This window comes from Amycolatopsis sp. NPDC051716 (assembly GCF_040681595.1).
Taxonomy (GTDB): domain Bacteria; phylum Actinomycetota; class Actinomycetes; order Mycobacteriales; family Pseudonocardiaceae; genus Amycolatopsis.
This window is the reverse complement of sequence record NZ_JBFAZA010000006.1, coordinates 69,143-90,909: the sequence shown is the minus strand read 5'-3', so window position 1 is coordinate 90,909 and position 21,767 is coordinate 69,143. Positions and strand designations below refer to the sequence as shown.

The 21,767-nt window shown below is 71.6% G+C and carries 19 protein-coding genes; 12 read left to right on the top strand and 7 right to left on the bottom strand.

Annotated elements, in window-relative coordinates:
- Position 1: 1 nt before the first annotated feature.
- The gene (locus AB0M30_RS09930) at positions 2-448 is read right to left on the bottom strand and encodes a hypothetical protein (RefSeq protein ID WP_364582087.1); all 447 of its coding nucleotides are present in this window, start codon (positions 446-448) and stop codon (positions 2-4) included.
- An 847-nt stretch (positions 449-1,295) separates the two neighbouring features.
- Here AB0M30_RS09930 and AB0M30_RS09925 point away from each other — a divergent pair.
- On the top strand, positions 1,296-1,469 hold the full coding sequence (locus AB0M30_RS09925; RefSeq protein ID WP_364582628.1) for a pentapeptide repeat-containing protein: 174 nt from the start codon (positions 1,296-1,298) through the stop codon (positions 1,467-1,469).
- Here AB0M30_RS09925 and AB0M30_RS09920 read toward each other — a convergent pair.
- A complete protein-coding gene (locus AB0M30_RS09920) occupies positions 1,418-2,731 on the bottom strand; it encodes a DUF349 domain-containing protein (RefSeq protein WP_364582084.1) in 1,314 nt (437 codons plus the stop codon). The genes AB0M30_RS09925 and AB0M30_RS09920 overlap by 52 nt on opposite strands.
- 217 nt (positions 2,732-2,948) lie before the next feature.
- Here AB0M30_RS09920 and miaA point away from each other — a divergent pair, with 217 nt between their 5' ends.
- Positions 2,949-3,860, top strand: a complete 912-nt coding sequence (gene miaA, locus AB0M30_RS09915) for a tRNA (adenosine(37)-N6)-dimethylallyltransferase MiaA (protein ID WP_364582081.1) — start codon at positions 2,949-2,951, stop codon at positions 3,858-3,860.
- Positions 3,861-3,870: 10 nt separating this feature from the next.
- Positions 3,871-4,698: a diaminopimelate epimerase gene (dapF, locus tag AB0M30_RS09910; RefSeq protein WP_364582079.1), complete on the top strand. Its 828-nt coding sequence runs from the start codon at positions 3,871-3,873 to the stop codon at positions 4,696-4,698.
- Positions 4,699-4,717: 19 nt separating this feature from the next.
- On the opposite strand, the gene valS is transcribed toward dapF, so the two are convergent.
- Positions 4,718-7,231: a valine--tRNA ligase gene (gene valS, locus AB0M30_RS09905; RefSeq protein WP_364582077.1), complete on the bottom strand. Its 2,514-nt coding sequence runs from the start codon at positions 7,229-7,231 to the stop codon at positions 4,718-4,720.
- A gap of 9 nt (positions 7,232-7,240) precedes the next feature.
- A complete protein-coding gene (locus AB0M30_RS09900) occupies positions 7,241-8,494 on the bottom strand; it encodes an MFS transporter (RefSeq protein ID WP_364582074.1) in 1,254 nt (417 codons plus the stop codon).
- Positions 8,495-8,558: 64 nt separating this feature from the next.
- Between AB0M30_RS09900 and AB0M30_RS09895 the strand changes: the two genes are divergently transcribed.
- Genes AB0M30_RS09895 through AB0M30_RS09885 form a run of 3 tightly spaced genes read left to right on the top strand, consistent with a single transcriptional unit; the run spans position 8,559 to position 11,629 of the window.
- Positions 8,559-9,062 (top strand): winged helix-turn-helix domain-containing protein, encoded by a 504-nt coding sequence (locus AB0M30_RS09895; RefSeq protein ID WP_364582071.1) that lies wholly within the window; start codon positions 8,559-8,561, stop codon positions 9,060-9,062.
- Positions 9,063-9,104: 42 nt separating this feature from the next.
- On the top strand, positions 9,105-10,553 hold the full coding sequence (gene hflX, locus AB0M30_RS09890; RefSeq protein WP_364582068.1) for a GTPase HflX: 1,449 nt from the start codon (positions 9,105-9,107) through the stop codon (positions 10,551-10,553).
- Positions 10,554-10,606: 53 nt separating this feature from the next.
- On the top strand, positions 10,607-11,629 hold the full coding sequence (locus AB0M30_RS09885; RefSeq protein WP_364582065.1) for an esterase-like activity of phytase family protein: 1,023 nt from the start codon (positions 10,607-10,609) through the stop codon (positions 11,627-11,629).
- A gap of 73 nt (positions 11,630-11,702) precedes the next feature.
- Here the strand turns inward: AB0M30_RS09885 and lexA are convergent, their stop codons facing one another.
- Positions 11,703-12,362, bottom strand: a complete 660-nt coding sequence (gene lexA, locus AB0M30_RS09880; RefSeq protein WP_199191667.1) for a transcriptional repressor LexA — start codon at positions 12,360-12,362, stop codon at positions 11,703-11,705.
- Positions 12,363-12,721: 359 nt separating this feature from the next.
- Between lexA and AB0M30_RS09875 the strand changes: the two genes are divergently transcribed.
- The 4 genes from AB0M30_RS09875 to AB0M30_RS09860 all read left to right on the top strand — a co-directional run bounded on the left by AB0M30_RS09875 (position 12,722) and on the right by AB0M30_RS09860 (position 18,204).
- The gene (locus tag AB0M30_RS09875) at positions 12,722-13,186 is read left to right on the top strand and encodes a LysM peptidoglycan-binding domain-containing protein (RefSeq protein ID WP_364582062.1); all 465 of its coding nucleotides are present in this window, start codon (positions 12,722-12,724) and stop codon (positions 13,184-13,186) included.
- A gap of 819 nt (positions 13,187-14,005) precedes the next feature.
- Positions 14,006-14,500 carry a transcriptional regulator NrdR gene (gene nrdR, locus AB0M30_RS09870; RefSeq protein WP_103342822.1) on the top strand — a complete coding sequence of 165 codons (495 nt, stop codon included), beginning with the start codon at positions 14,006-14,008 and terminating at the stop codon, positions 14,498-14,500.
- Between the two features lie 30 nt (positions 14,501-14,530).
- Positions 14,531-17,350 (top strand): vitamin B12-dependent ribonucleotide reductase, encoded by a 2,820-nt coding sequence (locus tag AB0M30_RS09865; RefSeq protein ID WP_364582059.1) that lies wholly within the window; start codon positions 14,531-14,533, stop codon positions 17,348-17,350.
- 107 nt (positions 17,351-17,457) lie between these two features.
- Positions 17,458-18,204 carry a ferritin-like domain-containing protein gene (locus tag AB0M30_RS09860; protein WP_364582057.1) on the top strand — a complete coding sequence of 249 codons (747 nt, stop codon included), beginning with the start codon at positions 17,458-17,460 and terminating at the stop codon, positions 18,202-18,204.
- Here AB0M30_RS09860 and AB0M30_RS09855 read toward each other — a convergent pair.
- The gene (locus AB0M30_RS09855; RefSeq protein WP_364582054.1) at positions 18,201-18,746 is read right to left on the bottom strand and encodes a helix-turn-helix domain-containing protein; all 546 of its coding nucleotides are present in this window, start codon (positions 18,744-18,746) and stop codon (positions 18,201-18,203) included. The genes AB0M30_RS09860 and AB0M30_RS09855 overlap by 4 nt on opposite strands.
- A 77-nt stretch (positions 18,747-18,823) precedes the next feature.
- Between AB0M30_RS09855 and AB0M30_RS09850 the strand changes: the two genes are divergently transcribed.
- Positions 18,824-19,435: an NAD(P)H-dependent oxidoreductase gene (locus AB0M30_RS09850; RefSeq protein WP_364582052.1), complete on the top strand. Its 612-nt coding sequence runs from the start codon at positions 18,824-18,826 to the stop codon at positions 19,433-19,435.
- The gene (locus AB0M30_RS09845) at positions 19,435-19,749 is read left to right on the top strand and encodes a multidrug efflux SMR transporter (protein WP_043783342.1); all 315 of its coding nucleotides are present in this window, start codon (positions 19,435-19,437) and stop codon (positions 19,747-19,749) included. The genes AB0M30_RS09850 and AB0M30_RS09845 overlap by 1 nt, the downstream gene beginning before the upstream one ends.
- On the opposite strand, the gene AB0M30_RS09840 is transcribed toward AB0M30_RS09845, so the two are convergent.
- Entirely contained in the window at positions 19,739-21,751 is a 2,013-nt protein-coding gene (locus tag AB0M30_RS09840; protein ID WP_364582049.1) for a prolyl oligopeptidase family serine peptidase, read from the bottom strand. The two genes, AB0M30_RS09845 and AB0M30_RS09840, sit on opposite strands and share 11 nt — an antisense overlap.
- Positions 21,752-21,767: the final 16 nt, after the last annotated feature.

The following is a 21,767-nucleotide window of genomic DNA, read 5'->3' as shown; positions in this document are numbered from 1 at the left end:
TTCAGCCGACGCGCAGGGTGAGGGTGCTCGCCGAGTACGCGGCGGCGTAGAGGGTCGTCTCGGGGTGGTAGAGCCGCAGTGAGACGGTGGCGCTCAGGCTGAAGCTGAGGTCGAAGCGGAAGCCGCCATTCGGCCGGCAGGTGGTGTCGGCGATGTTCACCCAGGCGCCGGCCTGCAGCTGCTGCACGATGACGGTTTCGACGGACTGTTCGGAACGGGCCGCGTCGAGCACCTGCAGGTTGCCCTTGAGGTCGACCTTCTCGTTGACCTTGACGTGGTCCTTGCCGAGCTTCCCCTCGACCTTCACCTTCCCCTTGCCGGCTTCGACGCCGGAGGAGAGCGGAGCGGCCCCGGCCGGGGCGGCGAGCGCGGGGGAGAGCCCACCGAGGGCGACGCTGATCGCCAGCGCGGAGAGGATGCGGCCGGTGGTGCGGGATGTCCTGGTCATGATCGAAGTGCAGCACCGGGTGGACCGGAATGCGCGCGGTAACCCCCGGTCGGGGCGGTGACCGAACCCCTTCGGGTGGGCCGGGTTGCGGAACGGCCGGCCTCGCATGGCTCTGCGTGGCCCGGTCTGGTCTGGCTTGGCGTGGTTCGGCCTGGCCAGGGGAGGCGCGGCCCGGTTCGGCCTGGTGAGGCCCGGGCCGGTTCGGCCTGGCGAGGCCCGGCCTGGCGACGCCCGGCCGGCTTGGCTGGCTTGGCTCGCCCTGCGTAGCGCGGATCGGCTCCGCCTGGCTTGGCCTGGCTCGCCCGGCCCGGCTTGCCCTGACTCGCATGGCTTGGCTCTGCGGGCCTGACCTAGCGAGACCCAGCTCGGCCAGCCCGGCCCAGCCCGGCTTGGCGCAGTTCGGCTGGCGCGGCGCGGCTCCGCTCCGCCCGGCTTGGCTCGCCTGGCCTGGCCTGGCCTGGCCAGCCCGGCTTAGCTCGCCCGTCCCCGCCCGTCCCCGCCCGTCCCCGCCCGTCCCCGCCCGTCCCCGCCCGGCGTGCTCGGCTCTGCTGGCCTGACCTGGCGAAACCCGGCTAGGCGCGGCCCGGCGGCACGGCCCGCCCTCCCTGGGGGCTGCCCCCGCTTTCAGCGTATCGGCGGCCACCGTCAGAACCGCCCGGAAACGCGCCTGAGCGGCCGCCTTATCCACAACACGACGACCCTGTGGGCAAACCGCGAAGGCCCTCCTCACCAGCCATAACAGCCGGCAAGAAGGGCCTCCGCGAAAACCGGCCTCAGCTGACCGCGAACCTCACCAGTCCGCGACCGCCGCCGCGAAACCGACCACACCGGCCCGCGAACCTCAGCGATCAGCGCCACAAACCTCAGCGCCACAAACCTCAGCGCCACAAACCTCAGCGCCACAAACCTCAGCGCCACAAACCTCAGCGCCACAAACCTCAGCGCCACAAACCTCAAAACCCACAAACCTCACCGGTCCGCAACAGCCGCTTCCGCGGCCTGCAGCCACTCGCGCCACTGAGCCGCCTGCTCATCCGCCTTCTTGGCCCGCCGCTCATCCCCGGCCGCCCGGGCTTTCGCCGCCTGGGACTCGTACTGCTCCACGCGCTCGCGGAACTGGGCCGCTCGGGCCTGGGCCTCCGGGTCCGTCTTCCGCCAGCGGGAATCCTCCGCCGACTTGACCGCGTCCTGGACCGCCTTCAACCGGCCGTCCAGCTCGCGGATGCGCTCGCGGGGGACCTTGCCGATCTCGTCCCACTGTTCCTGGATGCGGCGCAGCGCGCTCTTCGCCGCCTCCAGGTTGGCCGCCGCGTCGATCTTCTCGGCCTCGACCAGGAGCTCTTCCTTGCGGGCCGCGTTCTGCGTGAACTCCGCGTCGCGCTCGGAGAACACCGAGGACCGGCGGGCGAAGAACTTGTCCTGGGCCGCGCGGAAGCGCTGCCACAGTGCCTCGTCGCTGTCCTTCGGCGCCCGGCCGGCCGCCTTCCACTCGGTCATCAGGTCCTTGTAGCGACCCGCCGTCTCGCCCCAGTCCTCGGACTCGCTGATGGCCTCGGCTTCCGCGATCAGCTCTTCCTTGCGCTGCTTGGCCGACGCGCGCTGCTTGTCCAGCTCGGCGAAGTGGGACCCGCGGCGGCGGTTGAACGCTTCGCGGGCCTTCGAGAACCGCTTCCACAGCTCGTCGTCGGTCTTGCGGTCGACGCCCTTGACCGTCTTCCACTCGTCCAGGATCGTGCGCAGCCGGTCGCCCGCCGCCTTCCACTGGGTGGAGTCGGCCGCGATCTTCTCGGCCTCCTCGGCCAGCTCCTGCTTGCGGGCGATCGCCGCCGCGCGGGCCTCCTCGCGCTCCGCCTTCGCGCTGGCCAGCGCCTTCTCGGCGTGGGCGATGACGTACTCCAGCCGGGCGGCGAGCGCGGCCAGGTCACCGACCACGGCGGCCTCGGGCAGCCCGTCCCGGATCTGGGTGGCGCTCGACAGCGCGTGCTTCGGGTCGCCGGCCCCGGAGATCAGCCGGGTCTCCAGCAGCTCGACCTCGGTGCGCAGGTCGTCGAAGCGGCGTGCGTAGTGCACCAGGCCCTCGTCGGGGGTGCCTGCCTGCCAGACGCCGACGGCGCGCTCGCCCTCGGCGGTGACGACGTAGACGGTGCCCTCGTCGTCGATCCGGCCCCAGGTCGACGGGGTGGGTTCGGCGGGCGGCACGGGCGGGGCGGCGTGCCCGGCGTGCAGCGCGTGCGGCACCGGGTGCGGGGCCGGGGTACCGGTGGAAGTGTTCTCCTGGGCCATCGCAGGCTCCTTATCGCCTGTACGCCCGCGGTTGCGGGCGCCCCGCCGCGAAGCGGGGCCGGGTAATGCGGTCGTCACGGGCCGTGCTCGGATGCTACGGCCCCACGCGGCATTCAAGCAGCTCAGCGCGCACCGTGGTACTGGATGGGCCACTCGAAGCTCGTGATCCTACTTCCGGTGGACGCTCCGTGTCGGCCCGCAGGTATCGTCAGCCGCCGTGAACAGCCCCGCCGTCCCGGTCGCCGTGGTCGGGCCGACGGCCACCGGGAAGACCGCGCTGGCCGTGGACCTGGCCCGCGCGCTCGGCGGCGAGGTCGTCAACGCCGACGCGATGCAGCTCTACCGGGGCATGGACATCGGCACCGCCAAGGCCACCGAGGCCGAGCGCCGCGGCGTCCCCCACCACCTGCTCGACGTGCTGGACGTGACCGAAACGGCGTCCGTCGCGGCCTACCAGCGGCACGCGCGGGCCGAGATCGAGCGGCTGCTGGCCGGCGGCCGGGTCCCGGTGCTGGCCGGCGGGTCGGGCCTCTACGTCCAGGCCGTGCTCGACGACCTGCGCTTCCCGGGTACCGACCCGGCCGTCCGGGCCCGGCTCGACGCGGAAGCCGAGCAGCTCGGCACGCCCGCGTTGTACACCCGGCTGGGTGAGCGCGATCCGGTGGCCGCCGCCAAGATCCTGCCGACCAACACACGCCGGATCGTGCGCGCCCTCGAGGTCATCGAGATCACCGGCGAACCGTTCTCGGCGAACCTGCCCGCGCCGGGGCCCGCCCGCTACGGCACGGTCGTCATCGGTGTCGACCGGGCGCCCGAGGAGCTCGACGAGCGCGTCAACGAGCGCGTGGAGCGGATGTTCGCCGCCGGGCTGGTCGACGAAGTGCGCGAGCTCGAGAAGCGGGGCCTGCGCGAGGGGAAGACGGCGGCGCGGGCGCTCGGGTACCAGCAGGTGCTCGCCGAACTGGACGGCGAGGGCGACTTCGAGGCGGCCGCCGCGGCGACGGCGCAGGCGACCCGGCGCTTCGTCCGCAAGCAACGTTCCTGGTTCCGGCGCGACCAGCGGATCCACTGGTTCGACGGCGCCGATTCCGGGCTGGCCGCGCGCGTCCTGGATACCCTGGCCCGGTAATCTTGCCCCTATGGGCGGTATCGAGTTCCTCAAGGGGCACGGCACACAGAACGACTTCGTGCTGCTCCCCGACCCGGCGGGCCGCCTCGAGCTGACCGAGGCCAGGGTCGCCGCGTTGTGCGATCGCCGGCGCGGCCTCGGGGCCGACGGCGTGCTGCGCGTCGTGCGCGCCGCCGAGCTCGGCGAGCCGTCCGCGGGCGAGTGGTTCATGGACTACCGCAACGCCGACGGGTCGATCGCGGAGATGTGCGGCAACGGTGTGCGCGTGTTCGCCCGCTACCTGGTCGAAACCGGCCTGGCCGCCGAGGGCGAGTTCGTCGTCGGCACCCGTGCGGGCGACCGCCCGGTGGTGGTGCACCCGGACCGCTCGGTGACCGTCCACATGGGACCGGCGACGATCACCGGGACGTCGGTCACGGTGGTGGCCGGCCGCCCGTTCTCCGGCGTGGCGGTCGACGTCGGCAACCCGCACCTGGTGTCGCTGCTCGACGACGACGTGGCCGGGCTCGACCTGCGTGAACAACCCGACTTCGACCACGACGTGTTCCCCCACGGCGTGAACCTCGAGTTCATCAACTGCCTCGGCGAAGGCGCGCTGCGGATGCGCGTGCACGAGCGCGGGGTGGGCGAGACGCGGGCGTGCGGCACGGGCACGGTCGCCGCGGTGGCGGCCGCGTTCCACCTGGCGGGCACCGACACCGGCGCGTCCACAGTGGACATCCCGGGTGGCCGCGTCGAGGTGACGGTGTCCCGCGGCGCGTCGACGCTGTCCGGGCCCGCCGAGATCGTGGCGCGCGGCGAGCTCGACGAAGCCTGGTGGGCCGCCGCCGGTTCGTGACCGGGGCGGCCCACCCCCGTCAGACCTTGGCCTCGACCGCGAAGCCGCCTTCGCGCGTCTCCAACGACGAGATCGCGCCCGCGGTGCGGATGTCCGGCTCGATGGCCGCGAACCGCGCCAGCACCTCGGCCGGTCCGGTCACGGTGAGCGTCTCGACGGCGGACCGCATCGACACCTTCGCGTCCGTCTTCGCCCGGCGGACGGCCGCGATCACCGCGCCGGCCAGCGGAAGCAGCTCCGGGTCACCGTCGGACGCCGCCACCGGAGGCCACTCGGCCCGGTGCACCGACCCCGCCTGCCACCACGACCAGACCTCCTCGGTCGCGAACGGCAGGAACGGCGCGAACAGCCGCAGCAGGGCCGAGAGCGCCGTCACGAGCGCCGCGCGCGCGGACTGGGCCGCGTCGGGACCGCGGTCCCCGTACGCGCGGCCCTTCACCAGCTCGACGTAGTCGTCGCAGAACGTCCAGAAGAACGTCTCGGTCACCTGCAGCGCCCGCGCGTAGTCCAGCGCCTCCAACGCCGCCGTCGCCTGCTCGGTGACGACGGCCAGCGACGCCAGCAGCGCCCGGTCCAGCGGCTCGGTGGCGACCGCGCCGGGCATCGGCACGCCCAGACCCAGCACGAACCGGCTCGCGTTGAGCAGCTTCGTCGCCAGCCGCCGCCCGACCTTCATCTGGCCTTCGTCCACCGCCGTGTCGACGCCGGGCCGCGCGCTCGTCGCCCAGTAGCGGACCGCGTCCGAGCCGAACCGCTCCAGCAGGTCCACCGGGGTGGTCGCGTTGCCCTTGGACTTCGACATCTTCTTGCGGTCGGGGTCGAGCACCCAGCCCGCGATCGACGCCGCCCGCCACGGCAGCACGCCGTGCTCCAGTTCCGCGCGCACCGCCGTCGCGAACAGCCAGGTGCGGATGATCTCGTGCGCCTGCGGCCGCAGGTCCATCGGGAACACCCGCTCGAAAAGGTCGTCGTCGAGGCTCCACCGGCCGACGATCTGCGGCGTCAGCGACGACGTCGCCCACGTGTCCATCACGTCCGGATCGGCCACGAACCCGCCCGGCACCCCACGCTGTTCCGGCGTGCACCCCGGTGGCACGTCGCTGCTCGGGTCGACCGGCAGGGTGTCCGGCAGCAGGCGCGCGTCGTAGTCCGGCTCGCCGTTCGCGTCGAGCCGGTACCACAGCGGGATCGGCACGCCGAAGAACCGCTGCCGGCTGATCAGCCAGTCGCCGGCCAGGTTCTCCACCCACGACGAGTACCGGACGCGCATGTGCTTCGGCACCCAGTTCAGCTCTTCGCCGCGGGCGAGCATCTTCTCCCGGAAGGCGGCGTCGTTGCCGCCGTTGCGCAGGTACCACTGCCGGCTGGCGACGATCTCCAGGGGCTTGTCGCCCTTCTCGTAGAACTTCACCGAGTGCGTGATCGGCCGCGGTTCCCCGCGCAGGGCCCCGGCTTCGCGCAGCAGGCGGACCATGATCTCGCGTCCCGTGTGGACGGTCTTGCCCACCAGCGGCGCGTACGCCTCCGCGGGCACCCCGGAAGGCGCGTCCGGCAGGAAGCGGCCGTCACGGCCCAGCACCACCCGCGTCGCCAGCCGCAGCTCCCGCCACCACGTGACGTCGGTGGTGTCGCCGAACGTGCACACCATCGCGATCCCGCGGCCCTTCTCGGGATCCGCGAGGTGGTGCGCCACGACGGGCACCTCGACGCCGAACACCGGCGTCCGCACGGTTTTCCCGAAGAGCGGCTTGAACCGTTCGTCATCGGGGTGCGCCACCAGGGCGACGCACGCGGGCAGCAGTTCCGGCCGGGTCGTCGCGATCACGACGTCGGCGCCGTCCGGCCCTGCGAACGCGAGGTCGTGGAAGGCACCCGGGCGTTCGCGGTCCTCCAGTTCGGCCTGGGCGACGGCGGTGCGGAACGACACGTCCCAGAGCGTCGGCGCTTCGGCCTGGTAGGCCTCGCCGCGCTCGAGGTTGCGCAGGAACGCGCGCTGCGAGATCAGCCGCGAGTCGTGCCCGATCGTCTGGTAGGTCATCGTCCAGTCGACCGAGAGCCCGAGCTGCCGCCACAGCTGCTCGAAGATCTGCTCGTCGGTCACGGTCAGGGATTCGCACAGCTCGACGAAGTTCCGGCGCGAGATCGCCACGACGTCCTTGCCCGGCTTCTCCGGCGGCCGGAACTCCGCGTCGTAGGGCAGCGACGGCTCGCAGCGGACGCCGAAGTGGTTCTGCACCCGGCGTTCGGTCGGCAGGCCGTTGTCGTCCCAGCCCATCGGGTAGAAGACCGCGAGCCCGCGCATCCGCTTGAACCGCGCGAGGACGTCGGTCTGGGTGAAGGAGAACACGTGCCCGATGTGCAGCGACCCGCTGACCGTCGGCGGGGGAGTGTCGATCGAGTAGACCTCGTCCCGGGTCTTCGTCCGGTCGAAGCGGTAGGCATCCGTGGATTCCCATACGGGTACCCACTTGGCCTCCAGACCGTCGACACCGACCTTGTCCGGGACTCTCGGGCGCTCGTATGGGGTACTCATGAACCAACTCTAGGCGGCGCCGGAACCGCTTTTCGCCTCGGTCGGCAGGTCGCGCATGTGCCGCAAGGGTGAGCAGACCACCCAAAGCGCGGCGGTGGCTTCGCCGGCCACCGCCACCCACATCGCCCCGCGCAGCCCGAGCCCTTCGCCGAGCGCGCCGCCCAGCAGCCCGCCGAGCGGGATCGTGCCCCAGACGACGAACCGCGCGCTCGCGTTCATCCGGCCGAGCAGCCGGTCCGGGCAGATCGCCTGCCGGTAGGACACGGAGGCGACGTTGTAGACGATGATCCCGAACCCGGCGACGACCAGCCCGGACCCGGCCAGTCCGAGCCGCCAGTCCGGCGCGGCGAGCGGGACCAGAAGGTGCCCCGGCCAGGTCAGCAGCGGCACCAGCCAGATCGACCGGGCGTGGCCGATCCGCCGCGTGAGCGCCCCGGAGCAGACCGCGCCGAGGATCCCGCCGACGCTGCCGGCGGCCAGCAGCACGCCGACCGCGGCCGGCGGCAGCCCGACGGTGCGGGTCAGGAACAGCACCTCGACCGCGGTGAAGGCACCGTTGAAGAGGTTTCCGGTCGCCGTGCAGGCCACGCTCGCGCGCAACGGCTTGTCGGAGAAGACGAACCGCAGGCCTTCGGCGATCTGCGGCAGCAGCCGCGTGTGCCCGGTCCGTTCCGGCTCGGGTTCGGTGGCGCGGATCCGCAGCAAGCACAGCGCCGACGCCAGGTAACCCAGCGCGGTCACCAGCACGGTGTTCGCCGCGCTCACCAGCTGGACGAGGACGCCCGCTCCGCTCGGCCCGGCGACCCCCGCGACCGACTGGACGGCCTGCAGCTTGGCGTTGCCCTCCAGCAGGCGCTCCCGGCCGACGAGCGAGGGCAGGTAGGACTGGTAGGCGACGTCGAAGAACACCGTCGCGGCACCCACGAGCAGCACGACCACCAGCAGCTGGGCGAGCGTCAGCACCCCGGCCCACCACGCGAGCGGCACGCTGAGCAGCAGGGCGAAGCGGAGGAAGTCGGCGGTGAGCATCACCCGGCGGCGCCGCAGCCTGTCCACCCACACCCCGGCGGGCAGGCCGATCAGCAGGAAGGCGAGCGTCTGGGCCGCGGTGAGCAGACCCATCTGGAACGGCGTCGCGGACAGGCTCACCGCCGCGAGCAGCGGGATGGCGGTGTACCCGACGGCGGTGCCGAGCTGGCTGGCCGCGTCGCCGGCGAAGAGCCGTCTGAAGTCCGGGTGGAAGAACAGTGACCCCCTGTGCATGGTTCCCGAGTGTGCCGCGAGTGATTGGAAAGTGTCAATCACTGTTCGCTCTAGGCTGTACGCCGTGCTCCCTGCGAAACGACGTGCCGCGACCGAAGCCGAGGCGGCCGCGCTGGCCTCCGGAATACGGCTGCGCATCATCCGGTTGACCTTCTCGGAGGCGCTGACGAACAAGGAGCTCGCCGAAAGGCTGGGCCGGGATCCGGCGACGACGCTGCACCACGTGCGCAAACTCGTCGAAACCGGCTTCCTCGCCGCGCAGCCCCCGCGCCGCGGGACCCGGGGCGCCCGCGAAATTCCGTATCTTTCGACGGGGCTTTCGTGGACACTCGACTCATGCGGTGACAAGGGCGTGGAACAGGCGGTTCTCGAGGCCTATCTGGCCGAGATCGCCGAGACCGGATTCGAGGGCGTGCACCAGTCGCGCCTGGTCGTCCAGGTGGCCCCCGAGGAGCGGGCGGAGCTGCAAACGCGGCTCAACGCCCTGCTCGAGGAGTTCCAGGCGCGCCCCCGCCGTCCCGGCGCCGAGCGCACCGCGGTCTACCTCGCCACCTATCCCAGCACGTAAAAGTTCGGTTCCCGCGGCGAATCGTGGGAACATGGAGGCACGATGACAGAACTGACACACACCGAAGACCACGACGACGACCTGTACGACGGCGACCCGTCCACAGGCGAAATGGAGCTCGAAGACCGGGCGTCGCTGCGCCGGGTCAGGGGACTGTCCACGGAGCTGGACGACGTCACCGAGGTCGAGTACCGGCAACTGCGGCTCGAGCGCGTCGTGCTGGTCGGCGTGTGGACCGAGGGCACGGCCCTGCAGTCCGAGGCGTCGCTGGCCGAGCTGGCGCGCCTGGCCGAGACGGCGGGCTCGGAGGTCCTCGAAGGCCTCATCCAGCGGCGGACCAAGCCGGACCCGGCCACCTACATCGGCTCGGGCAAGGTGCGGGAGCTGCGGGACATCGTCGGCTCCACCGGCGCCGACACCGTGATCTGCGACGGCGAGCTCTCGCCGGGCCAGCTGCGGCAGCTCGAGGAGAAGGTCAAGGTCAAGGTCATCGACCGGACCGCCCTGATCCTCGACATCTTCGCCCAGCACGCCCGGTCGAAAGAGGGCAAGGCGCAGGTCGAGCTGGCCCAGCTGCAGTACCTGATCCCGCGGCTGCGCGGCTGGGGTGCGTCGCTGTCCCGGCAGGCCGGTGGCCGTGCCGGTGGCGCGAACGGCGGCGTGGGCCTGCGCGGTCCCGGTGAGACCAAGCTCGAGACGGACCGGCGGCGGATCAACAAGCGCGTGGCGAAGCTGCGCCGGGAGATCGCGGCCATGGACACCATCCGCGAGACCAAGCGCGGGCGGCGGCTGGCCAACGAGGTGCCCAGCGTGGCGATCGTCGGCTACACCAACGCCGGCAAGTCGAGCCTGCTCAACGCGCTGACCGGGGCCGGGGTGCTGGTGGAGGACGCGCTGTTCGCCACCCTCGACCCGACCACGCGGCGCGCGCAGACGCCGGACGGCCGCGGCTACACGCTGACCGACACCGTCGGGTTCGTGCGGCACCTGCCGCACCAGCTGGTGGACGCGTTCCGCTCGACGCTGGAGGAAGCCGCTGACGCGGACCTGCTCGTGCACGTGGTGGACGGGTCCGACCCGGCGCCCGAAGAGCAGGTCAGTGCGGTGCGCGAGGTGCTCGGCGAGATCACGCGCAAGCGCAAGGAGCCGCTCCCGCCGGAGCTCCTGGTGATCAACAAGGTCGACGCGTCCGACGACGTCAGCCTGGCCCGGCTGCGGCACGCGCTGGCCGGGTCGGTCCAGGTCTCGGCCCGGACCGGAGCGGGCATCCCGGAGCTCGTCGAGGTGATCGCCGACCGCCTGCCGCGGCCGGAGGTCACGGTCGACGTCCTGGTGCCGTACTCGCGCGGCGAGCTGGTCGCGCGGGCGCACGCGGACGGCGAGGTCCTCGAAGAGGAGCACGCCGAGGACGGCACGCGCCTGCTGGTGCGGGTCCGCCCGGACCTCGCGGCGGCTTTGCGCGAGTTCGAGACCAACTCGACCAGGGCCTGAGACGTCTCCGTAGTGTGCGATCCACCGGGGTCGCACACTACGGAGGTGGCTGGGTGCGCTGGGTGGTCGCGTTTGCGGCAGTTTCGCTGGGTCTGCTGAGCGGGCCCGTCCCGGCTTCCGCGGCTCCGGCGGCTCCGGAGCCGCTGTGCACGATGAAGGATTCCCGGATCGGCGAGCTGTCCGGCCTGGTCTCCGACGGCAAGCAGTTGTGGGCGATCAACGACGGCGGCAGCAAGGTCCAGGTGTTCGTGCTGGGCCGGGACTGCAAGGTCCAGAAGGTCCTCACGGAGAAGACCGACCCGTTCGACGTCGAGGACCTGGCCCGCACCCCCGACGGAACGCTGTGGCTGTCGGACACCGGCGACAACCAGAAGGGCCGGCTGACCGTCGCCCTGCTGGAGATGAGCCCGCAGGGCAAGGTCACCGTGCACCGGCTCACCTACCCGGACGGCCAGCACGACACCGAAGCGCTGATCATGGACAAGGCGGGTACGCCGTACCTGATCACCAAGGACGTCCTCGGCGAGGCCCGCGTGTACCGGCCGTCGGGGCCCCTGGCGAGCCCGGGCCCGACCAACCTGGAGAAGGTCGGCACGGTCAAGATCGCCACGACGGACACCCAGGGTGGCCCGGTGGGCTCGATCGGCTCGGTCCTGGTGACGGGCGGAGCTTCGATGGCCGATGGCAGCGTCATCGCGTTGCGGACCTACACGGACGCGTACGTGTACGCGGCTCCGGACGGCGATGTACTCGCGGCGCTCCAGCGCAATCCGGTGCGGATTCCGTTGCCGGGGGAGAAGCAGGGCGAGGCGATCGCGTTCGACCCGGACGGGACGTTGCTCTCCGGCAGCGAAGGCGTGGGCCAGCCCCTCCGCACGGTGCGGGGCGCGGCGGCATCGGCCGCGCAGTCCGTCGCACCGGCGGAGGGGACGACCTCGACCGGCGCCGGCGCGTCAGCCGGCTCGGCGGAGGACGGGGCCGGGCTCCCCATCCTGCCTGCCGCCGGGATCACGCTCGCGGTGGTCGGTCTCGGCTGGTTCGGCTTCAGCAAGCTGCGCCGCCGGGCCCGCCGCTGACCTTCGGCTCCCCACGGCCGAAGATCATCCGATCCGGTGAATCTCCCGGGCCGTGCGAAAGCCCGGGCGCTCCCTAGAGGCGTCGCAGGACCGCGACGACCTTGCCGAGCACCGTGGCGTCGTCACCGGGGATCGGCTCGTACGCCTCGTTGTGCGGCATCAGCCAGATGTGGCCGTTCTTGCGCTTGAACGTCTTGACCGTGGCCTCGCCGTCGATCATCGCCGCGACGATCTCGCCGTTGTCCGCCTCCGGCTGCTGGCGGACGACGACCCAGTCGCCGTCGGTGATGGCCGCGTCGATCATCGAGTCACCGGTGACCTTCAGCAGGAACAGCTCGCCCTCGCCGACGATCTCCCGCGGCAGCGGGAAGACGTCCTCGATGGCCTGCTCGGCCAGCACCGGGCCACCGGCGGCGATCCGGCCGACCAGCGGCACGTACGCCGCCTTCGGCATGACCGGCTGCTGGTCCATCTCGATGCCCATGGGGTTGTCGTCGGTCGCCGACAGGACGCCGACCGCGCGCGGGCGGTTCGCGTCCCGGCGCAGGTAGCCCTTGCGCTGCAGGGCACGCAGCTGGTGCGAGACCGACGACGTCGAGGTCAGCCCGACCGCCTCGCCGATTTCGCGGACGCTCGGCGGGTAGCCGAACCGGCTCACCCACGAGCGGATCACGTCGAGCACCTGCTGCTGGCGGACGGTGAGGGTCTCGTCCACGTCGTACACCTCGGGCATGGTGTGCACCTTGCCCGAGCCGCCGGGGGACCCACTGGTCCTGCCCGCCTTGTTCTCCTTCGCCACTGCGTCGCCTCCCAGACGTTCGCTGCACGTTTCTGCGCGCCGGCCGCCGCCCGCGGGGTGCGGGCAGCCTCGCCGGGCGGCATCTGCCCGGCAGATGCCCTGGTCACCGACGTTAGCCCCCGGGCACGGCGATTTCAAACATCTGTTCGATCGACACGCCGTGTCCGCTCGATTTTGTCGGTGGCAGGTGGTAGACCTTCGCACGGGCGTTCGATAGAACGCCTGTTCGACCTTGATCCACGGGCCGCCGCGGCCCGGGAAACGGGCGGACACAGGGTTTCGAGGAGGTTCGGATGTCCATTCTGGCCGAACGCGGACACGTTCGCCCGGCGACCCCGGTCCCGGCGCCCCTCCGTCCCGTGCGCGTCCTGCGCGGCCGCCGCGGCGAGGTGCACCGCCCGCCGACGCGCGCGCGGGTCGTGGCGGGCCGCCGCCCGGCCGGCGCCCCGTGCGCGGCGCCGCGGCGGGTGCCGGTGCGCTGGCCGTGGCTCGCCGGGCTCGCCGTCGCGAGCTGCCTGGTGGTCACCGGGCTGGGGCTGTTCGCCGGCGGTGCGCCGGGTGCCCCGGTGCCCGCGCGGACCGCGACGGTGTCGGTCGAGCAGGGCGACACGCTCGCGTCGCTGGCCTCGCGGTTCGCGCCGGAGAGCGAGCCGGGCGCGGTGGTCGCCCGGATCAAGGAGCTGAACCGGCTGGACCAGGCCGTGCTGGTGCCCGGACTGCCGCTCACGGTCCCGGTCGCCGACGTCCCAGCCCCGTGAGTCCCCCGCGGTTCGGCGGCAACGAGCGGGTGCGCCGCCGGGCGGCGGCCGTGGTGATGGCTCCGGTGCCGGTCGCACGTGGCGCTGCACGGCCGCTGTGATGGCTGGTGCCGTCTCGGAGCGTGGGCAGCGCGCCGGGTAAGTGGGGCTTGCGTTGTGATGGCTGGTGTTGGCTCGAAGAGCGGGCAGCGCCCCGGGTAAGTGGGTCTTGCGCTGAGTGATGGACCGTGCCGGCTCGAAGCGCGGGCAGCGCCCCCGCGCGGTCGTACGGGGTCCTGCGCTGTGATGGCCGGTGTCGGCTCGAAGCGCGCGGGCAGCGCCCCGAGTGGGCGTGCTCTGCGCGAGTCGTCCCGGCTTGGTGCCGAGCGCCGCGGGCGTCCGCGGCGAAATCACCCGGCCCGGTGAAACCTCCGCCCGCCGAAGCCACCCGCCCGGCCGATCCGAAGCCTGCCCGGAGCGTCCTGGCGCGCCACCCGAACAGACCAACCACGCCCCGACCAGGGCGAGCACCCCGCGGCCCCCTCGCCACCGCCCTTCTGGCTCCGCCGGCCGCGCCACGCCGGTCTCACCCGGCCGAGGTGGAACCCGGCCGCGTCGCTTGCGCCCGCCCCCGCCGAGTTCTACGCTCGCCCGCTATATGTAGTAGTTACACCGCTGTAGTTGGTCCACAGGTTGGGGTAGACTGGGCAGCAGTTGTCCACAGCTGGTCGGCGTTTACCCACCGGATGTCCACAAAACGATCACCAAGTGCAGGGGTGCGCGGTGGCCGCGGGGACGTCGACCGCGGGCGGCCGGCGAGGAGGGGAAGGTGATCGGCGGATGAGGTGCCCGTTCTGCCGGCATGCGGACTCTCGGGTCGTCGACTCCCGAGAGGTGGATGAAGGCCAGGCGATCCGCAGGCGGCGCTCGTGCGCGTCGTGCGGACGGCGGTTCACGACGTCGGAGACGATGGTGCTCGCCGTCGTCAAGCGGTCCGGCGTCACCGAACAGTTCAGCCGGGACAAGGTGGTGAGCGGCGTCCGCCGCGCCTGCCAGGGCAGGCCGGTCGACGACGACGCGCTGCAGCAGCTCGCGCAGCGCGTGGAGGAGTCGATCCGCTCCGCCGGGCTGGCGGAGATCCCGAGTCACGAGGTCGGCCTGGCCATCCTGGGCCCGCTGCGTGAGCTCGACGGGGTCGCCTACCTCCGGTTCGCCAGCGTCTACCGCTCCTTCTCCTCGGTCGAAGACTTCGAGAAGGAGATCGCCGACCTCCGTGAGGCCATGGCGGGTTCTGCTGCCCACGAGGAGAGCGATCAGCGCGAAGACGGCGACTGAGCCGTCCCGCTGCGGGAGAGGGTTCAACCGATGACGGAAACCGTGGGAACGGGGGCCCGCGCGGCCACCGGCAAAAAAGGCAAGGCCGCCGGCGGGCTCAGCGTGCGGCGCGTCTTCACGACCGAGGGGCAGCACCCGTACGACCAGGTGACCTGGGAGCAGCGGGACGTCGTCATGACCAACTGGCGCGATGGCTCGATCAACTTCGAGCAGCGCGGCGTGGAGTTCCCCGATTTCTGGTCGGTCAACGCCACCAACATCGTCACCAGCAAGTACTTCCGCGGCGCCGTCGGCAGCCCGCAGCGCGAACGCAGCCTCAAGCAGCTCATCGACCGGGTCGTGCACACCTACGTCAAGGCCGCGCGCGACCACGGCTACTTCGCCGCGCCGCAGGACCTCGAGATCTTCGAGCACGAACTCACCTGGATGCTGCTGCACCAGGTCTTCAGCTTCAACTCGCCGGTCTGGTTCAACGTCGGCACGTCGTCGAAGCAGCAGGTCAGCGCCTGCTTCATCCTCGCGGTCGACGACACGATGGAGTCGATCCTCAACTGGTACCGCGAAGAGGGCCTGATCTTCAAGGGCGGCTCCGGCGCCGGGCTGAACCTCTCCCGCATCCGCTCGTCGAAGGAGCTGCTCACCTCCGGCGGCACCGCGTCCGGGCCGGTTTCGTTCATGCGCGGCGCCGACGCGTCCGCGGGCACCATCAAGTCCGGCGGCGCCACCCGGCGCGCGGCGAAGATGGTCGTGCTCGACGTCGACCACCCGGACATCGAGGAGTTCATCCAGACCAAGGCACGCGAAGAGGAGAAGATCAAGGTCCTCCGCGACGCCGGGTTCGACATGGACCTCTCCGGCGCGGACATCTCCTCCGTGCAGTACCAGAACGCGAACAACTCGGTCCGCGTGTCCGACGAGTTCATGCAGGCGGTCGAGAACGGCACCGACTTCGGCCTGCGCGCCCGGCTCACCGGCGAGGTCATCGACCGCACCGACGCGAAGAAGCTGTTCCGCACGATGGCCCAGGCCGCGTGGGAGTGCGCCGACCCCGGCATCCAGTACGACGGCACGATCAACGACTGGCACACCTGCCCCGAGTCCGGCCGGATCACCGCGTCGAACCCGTGCAGCGAGTACATGCACCTGGACAACTCCAGCTGCAACCTGGCGTCGCTGAACCTGCTGAAGTTCGTCACGCCCGACGGCACGTTCGACGCGCCGCTGTTCGCCCGCGCCGTCGAGTTCATCATCACGGCGATGGACGTCTCGATCTGCTTCGCCGACTTCCCGACCGAGCCGATCGCCGAGACCACGCGCAAGTTCCGCCAGCTGGGCATCGGCTACGCCAACCTCGGCGCGCTGCTGATGGCGCTCGGCCACGCGTACGACTCCGACGGCGGCCGCGCGCTCGCGGCGGCGATCACGTCGCTGATGACGGGCGTCTCCTACCGGCGTTCGGCGGAGATGGCCCAGGTCGTCGGCGCGTACGAGGGCTACGCGCGCAACGCCGAAGCCCACCAGCGCGTGATGCGCAAGCACGCGGCGGCGAACGAGCTCGTCCGCACCTACCACTCCAACGACGCCGCGGTCCGCGCGCTGGCGACGGAGGAGTGGCAGAAGGGCATCGAAATCGGCACGAAGCACGGCTGGCGCAACGCGCAGGCGTCGGTGCTCGCCCCCACCGGCACCATCGGCTTCATGATGGACTGCGACACCACCGGGATCGAGCCGGACTTCTCGCTGGTGAAGTTCAAGAAGCTCGTCGGCGGCGGCTCGATGCAGATCGTCAACCAGACGGTGCCGCGCGCGCTCGAAGCGCTGGGCTACCAGACCGAGCAGGTCGAGGCGATCGTCGAGTTCGTCGCGCAGAACGGCCACGTCGTCGACGCGCCGGGCCTGCGTCCCGAGCACTACGAGGTGTTCGACTGCGCGGTCGGCGAGCGCTCGATCGCGCCGATGGGGCACGTCCGGATGATGGCCGCGGTGCAGCCGTTCCTGTCCGGCGCGATCTCCAAGACGGTCAACATGCCGGAGTCGGCGACGGTCGAAGAGGTCGAGGAGATCTACTTCCAGGGCTGGAAGCTCGGCCTGAAGGCCCTCGCGATCTACCGCGACAACTGCAAGGTCGGCCAGCCGCTGTCGACGGCGAAGAAGGAGACGACGGCCGCCGCCGCCGAGCCCGAGAAGGTCGTCGAGTACCGCCCGGTGCGCAAGCGCCTGCCGAAGAAGCGCCCGAGCCAGACGGTGTCGTTCACCGTCGGGGGCGCGGAGGGCTACCTGACGGCGGGCTCGTACCCGGACGACGGCCTCGGCGAGATCTTCGTCAAGCTCGGCAAGCAGGGCTCGACGCTGGCCGGCGTGATGGACGCGTTCTCGATGTCGATCTCGGTCGGCCTCCAGCACGGCATCCCGCTCGAGTTCTACGTCTCGAAGTTCTGCAACCTGCGCTTCGAGCCGGCGGGCATGACGGACGACCCGGACATCCGCATCGCGACGAGCGTGATGGACTACCTGTTCCGCCGCCTGGCCCTGGACTACCTGCCGTACGAGAAGCGCTCCCAGCTGGGCATCCTCTCGGCGGACGAGCGGTCGGCCGAAGTCGAGGCGACGTACGGCAACCCCGGCGTCGACCTGGAGGCCCTCCAGTCCACAGTGGACGCATCACCGGAGCCGCACGCGGAAGAACCGGAACACCCCCACCGCGAAGCCCAGACGACGACGGAGCTGATGGAGCTCCGCCTCGGCAAGGCGGCGGACGCCCCGCTCTGCATGACGTGCGGAACGAAGATGCGCCCGGCCGGCTCGTGCTACGCCTGCGAAGGCTGCGGCGCAACGTCCGGCTGCAGCTGACCGTTCCGCCGGCTGAACCGGGCGGTCGGCGCCCGGTTCAGCCGGCTTCACAGAATCTCCACGGAAGCCGCTCATCCGGTCCACAAGCACGCGGCATCATCGGACCGATGACTTACGCGCACTGGCTCCAGGATTTCGAAACCGAAGCCGAACGTCGCAGGCAACGCGAAGATCCGCCGTGGGAACGGGGCGCGAAGCTGCACCCCGACGTCGCGAGGAGCGTGCAGCGGTTCCAGGTCGGCGAAGCCGGTGACGGCGCCAACCTCATCGCGAAAGCCGCCGGCGACGACACCTACCTCGCCGCCGTGCGGCTCTTCGTCGCCGAGGAGCAGAACCACGCGCGGATGCTCGCCGGACTGCTCGCCGCCGCCGGAGTGCCCACGATCGCGAGTCACTGGTCGGACACCGTGTTCGTCAAGCTGCGGCGGGCGCTCGGGCTGCGGCTGGAACTCATGGTCCTGCTCATCGCCGAGGTCGTCGCGCTGCGGTACTACCGCGCCCTGCGCGACGGCACCGGCGACCCGCTGCTCACGCAGGTCGCCGCGCGGATCCTCGCCGACGAGGAGCGGCACGTGCCGTTCCACTGCCACCGGCTGGAGATCGCCTTCCGCGAGCTGGGCAAGCCCGCCCGGGCGGCCGTGTTCGGGGCGTGGCGGGTCCTGCTGCTCGGCGTCGCGATCACGGTCGCCGCGGACCACGGCGCGGCTCTGCACCGCCTCGGCGTCGGGCGGCTCGTCTTCGTCGCCGACGTGCTCACCGCGTTCGAAGCCGCGCTCGCGCGGATCCGTGGCGAGCAGCCGAAACCGGGCCCGCGGTACACCCCGAAGCGCGCCCGGCCGCGCGGGCTCTTTTAAAGGAGACCGGCCAGCTGCCGCAGGGCCGCAGTGATCCGCTCCACCGGCACCCCGCGAGACGTCTGGTGCAGGAACAGCTCCGGCGCCAGCGGCGCCAGCAGCACGTCGGCCAGGACGTCCGGGTCCGGGGCGCCCGCCGCCTCCGCCAGCACCCGGACGTGCGTGCGCCAAAACCCATAAGCGCCCGTCGTGAAGCGGGAATGCCCGACCTCGGCGCCCAGCACCAGGGCCGCGTGCCGCTCCAGCAGTTCCACCATCGCCTCGTAGAACGCCGCCAGGCGGGCGGCCGGGGGTGCGCCCGGGCCCAGCGGCGGGTCGCCGCGCAGGAGCTCCTCCTGCAGGCGGCGCTCGTGCTCGTCCAGCAGGGCCACGGCGATCGCCGCGCGGTCCGGGTAACGGCGGTAGAGCGTCCCGCGGCCGACGCCGGCCGCCCGGGCGATGTCCTCCATCGTCACCTCCGCCGCGCCGCGGGCGGTGAACAGCTCCTCGGCCGCCGCGAGGATCTTCGCGCGGTTGCGGGCCGCGTCGGCGCGTTCGGGCATGGGCGCCAGCCTAGGGAATATCCGGACAGGGCGTCCAGTTGAGTCAAGCGGACACCGCGTCCACTTGAGGAGGAATCGTGCCCCACCTGCTGCACCTCGACTCCAGCGCGCGCCGCTCGTCGTTCTCCCGCGAGCTCTCCGCCCGGTACGCCGCCACCTGGGCGGGCACCCGGACCTACCGTGACCTCGCCGCCGCCCCGGTCCCGGTGATCGGCGAAGCGTGGACCGAAATCTGTGACGCCCTGCTCGCCGCGGGGATCACCGACCCCGCGCACTACGCCGATGTCGTCGAAACGCCCTCGCAGAAGCAGGCCTGGGCGATCGTCGAGCCGCTGCTCGCCGAGCTGCTCGAAGCCGACGTCGTCCTGATCGGCGCGCCGATGTACAACTTCTCGATCCCGGCCGCCCTGAAGGCCTGGATCGACCAGGTGACGTTCCCGAAGATGTCCCTGCGCGGCAAGAAGTTCGTCATCGCCGGCGCGCGCGGCGGGACGTACGCGGCGGGGACGCCGCGGGCGCCGTTCGACCACCACGAGCGCTACCTGCGGGACTTCATCGCCGGGCACTACGACGTCGACGACGTCCGGTTCGTGCACGCCGAGCTGACCAACGCCCTGGTCGACCCGCACCTGACCGCACGTGAAGGGGAGCGGGTCGCGTCGCGCGAAGCGGCCCTGAAGGCGCTCTGATGGGGTGGGTGACGCTCGTCTTCGCCGGGCTAGTCGAAATCGCGTGGTCGCAGAGCATCAAGCCGACGGAGAACTTCACGCGGCCGTGGCCGACGCTCCTGTGCTTCGTGCTCGGCGCCGCCGCGGTGTACCTGCTCTCGCGCGCGATGGACACCGTCCCGGTGGGCACCGCTTACGCGGTGTTCACCGGGATCGGTGCCGTCGGCGCGATCGTGCTCGGCGTCGTCGTGACCAAGGACCCGCTGAGCGTCGGCCGGGTGGCCGCGCTGGCCCTGATCGTCGGCGGCGTCGTGCTCGCGCGGCTCACTTCGTGAGCTGCTCCCACAGGAACTCGAACACCAGCGCCCACTTGAAGGCCAGCTGCTCGTTGTCCGCCGCGGCGCCGTGGCCGCCTTCGATGTTCTCGTGATACCGGACGTCGTGCCCCTGCTCACGCATCCGCGCCACCATCTTGCGGGCGTGGGCGGGGTGCACGCGGTCGTCGCGCGTCGAGGTCACGAACAGCGACGGCGGGTACGCACGTCCACTGTGGACGTTCTGGTACGGCGAGTACTTCGCGATGTAGTCCCATTCCGCGGCGTCTTCGGGGTCGCCGTACTCGGCCATCCAGGACGCGCCGGCCAGCAGGAGGTGGTAGCGGCGCATGTCCAGCAGCGGCACCTGGCTGACGATCGCGCCGAACCGCTCCGGGTAGCGCGTCAGCATCACGCCCATCAGCAGGCCGCCGTTGCTGCCGCCCTGGATGCCGAGCTTCTCCGGTGTCGTGATGCCCCGCGAAACCAGGTCCGCGGCCACCGCGGCGAAGTCCTCGTACACGCGGTGACGCGCGGCCTTGATGGCCTGCGTGTGCCAGCCGGGCCCGTACTCGCCGCCGCCGCGGATGTTCGCGACGACGTACGTGCCGCCGCGGGCGAGCCAGCCGCGGCCGATCATCCCGCTGTAGGACGGCGTCAGCGAGACCTCGAAGCCGCCGTAGCCGGTCAGCAGCGTCGGGCCGCCCTCGGCGCCGGAGGGCCGGACGACGAAGTACGGGATCTTCGTGCCGTCCTCCGACGTCGCGAAGTACTGCGCGACGCTCATACCCGAAGCGTCGAAGAACGCCGGAGCCTGCTTCAGCACTTCCACCTCTTCGCCGACGTGCCCGTAGCTCAACGTCGACGGCTGGAGGAAGCCGCTGGAATCGATCAGGTACTCGTCGCTGACGTCGGGATCGGTGTCGAAGATGTCCGCGCTGCCGAACTCCGGGCCGCCGGCCAGCGGCGCCTCCTGCCAGCCGTCCGGGCCCGGGGTCAGCGTGCGCAGCTCGGTGCGGACGTCGCGCAGCGTGCCGAGCAGCAGGTGGTGGCGCGTCCAGGCCCAGTAGCTCAGCGAGGTGTGCTCGTCGGGCGTGAACAACGTCGTGAAGTCGCGGTCGCCGGCCATGAAGGCGTCGAAGAGGATGGCGATCAGCGAGCCGGCCGGGTGTTCCGTGCCGCCCACGGTCCACGCCGTGCGCGGCCGCACCAGCAGCCACTCGCGGTGCACGGACGCGCTCGCGTCGTCCGGGATGTCGATCTTGACCAGCCCGCCGGGCGTCCTGAGGTGCAGTTCCGAGCGGTAGAAGTCGATCGCGCGGCTGACGAAGTCGCGCTCGAAGCCTTCGGTCGGGTCGTGGGACGCGCCGATCGAGACGTCGTCGGGCTTGCCTTCGAAGACCACGGTCGCCGCCTCGAGCGGCGTGCCGCGGCGCCACTCCTTGGCCAGCCGCGGGTACCCGGAGCTGGTCAGCGAACCCGGGCCGAAATCCGTTCCGATGTAGACGCGGTCGACGTCGATCCAGCCGATCCGCGTCTTCGCCTCCGGGACCGTGAAGCCGTCCGGGACGAACTCGTGCGCGTCGAGGTCGAACTCGCGGACCACGGTGGCGTCCGCGCCGCCGCGGGACAGCTCGACCAGGCCACGCCGGTAGTCCGGCCGCAGCACGGTGGCGCCCTGCCAGACCCAGTTCTCGCCCTCGGCCTCGGCCAGCGCGTCGACGTCGAGCAGCAGCTCCCACTCGGGCTCGGCCTGCCGGTAGGACTCGAGCGTCGTCCGCCGCCACAGGCCGCGCGGGTGGGTCGCGTCCTGCCAGAAGTTGTAGAGGAACTCGCCGCGGCGGCGCACGTACGGGATCCGGTCGTCGGCGTCGAGCACCTCGCGCAGTTCGTCGCGCAGTTCGGCGAACCGCGCGCCGGCGGTCAGCTCGGCCAGCGTCTCGTCGTTGCGGGCGCGCACCCAGCCCAGCGCGTCGTCGCCGGTCACGTCTTCCAGCCACAGATAAGGATCCTCGACACTCATGACAGACAGTCTCGCC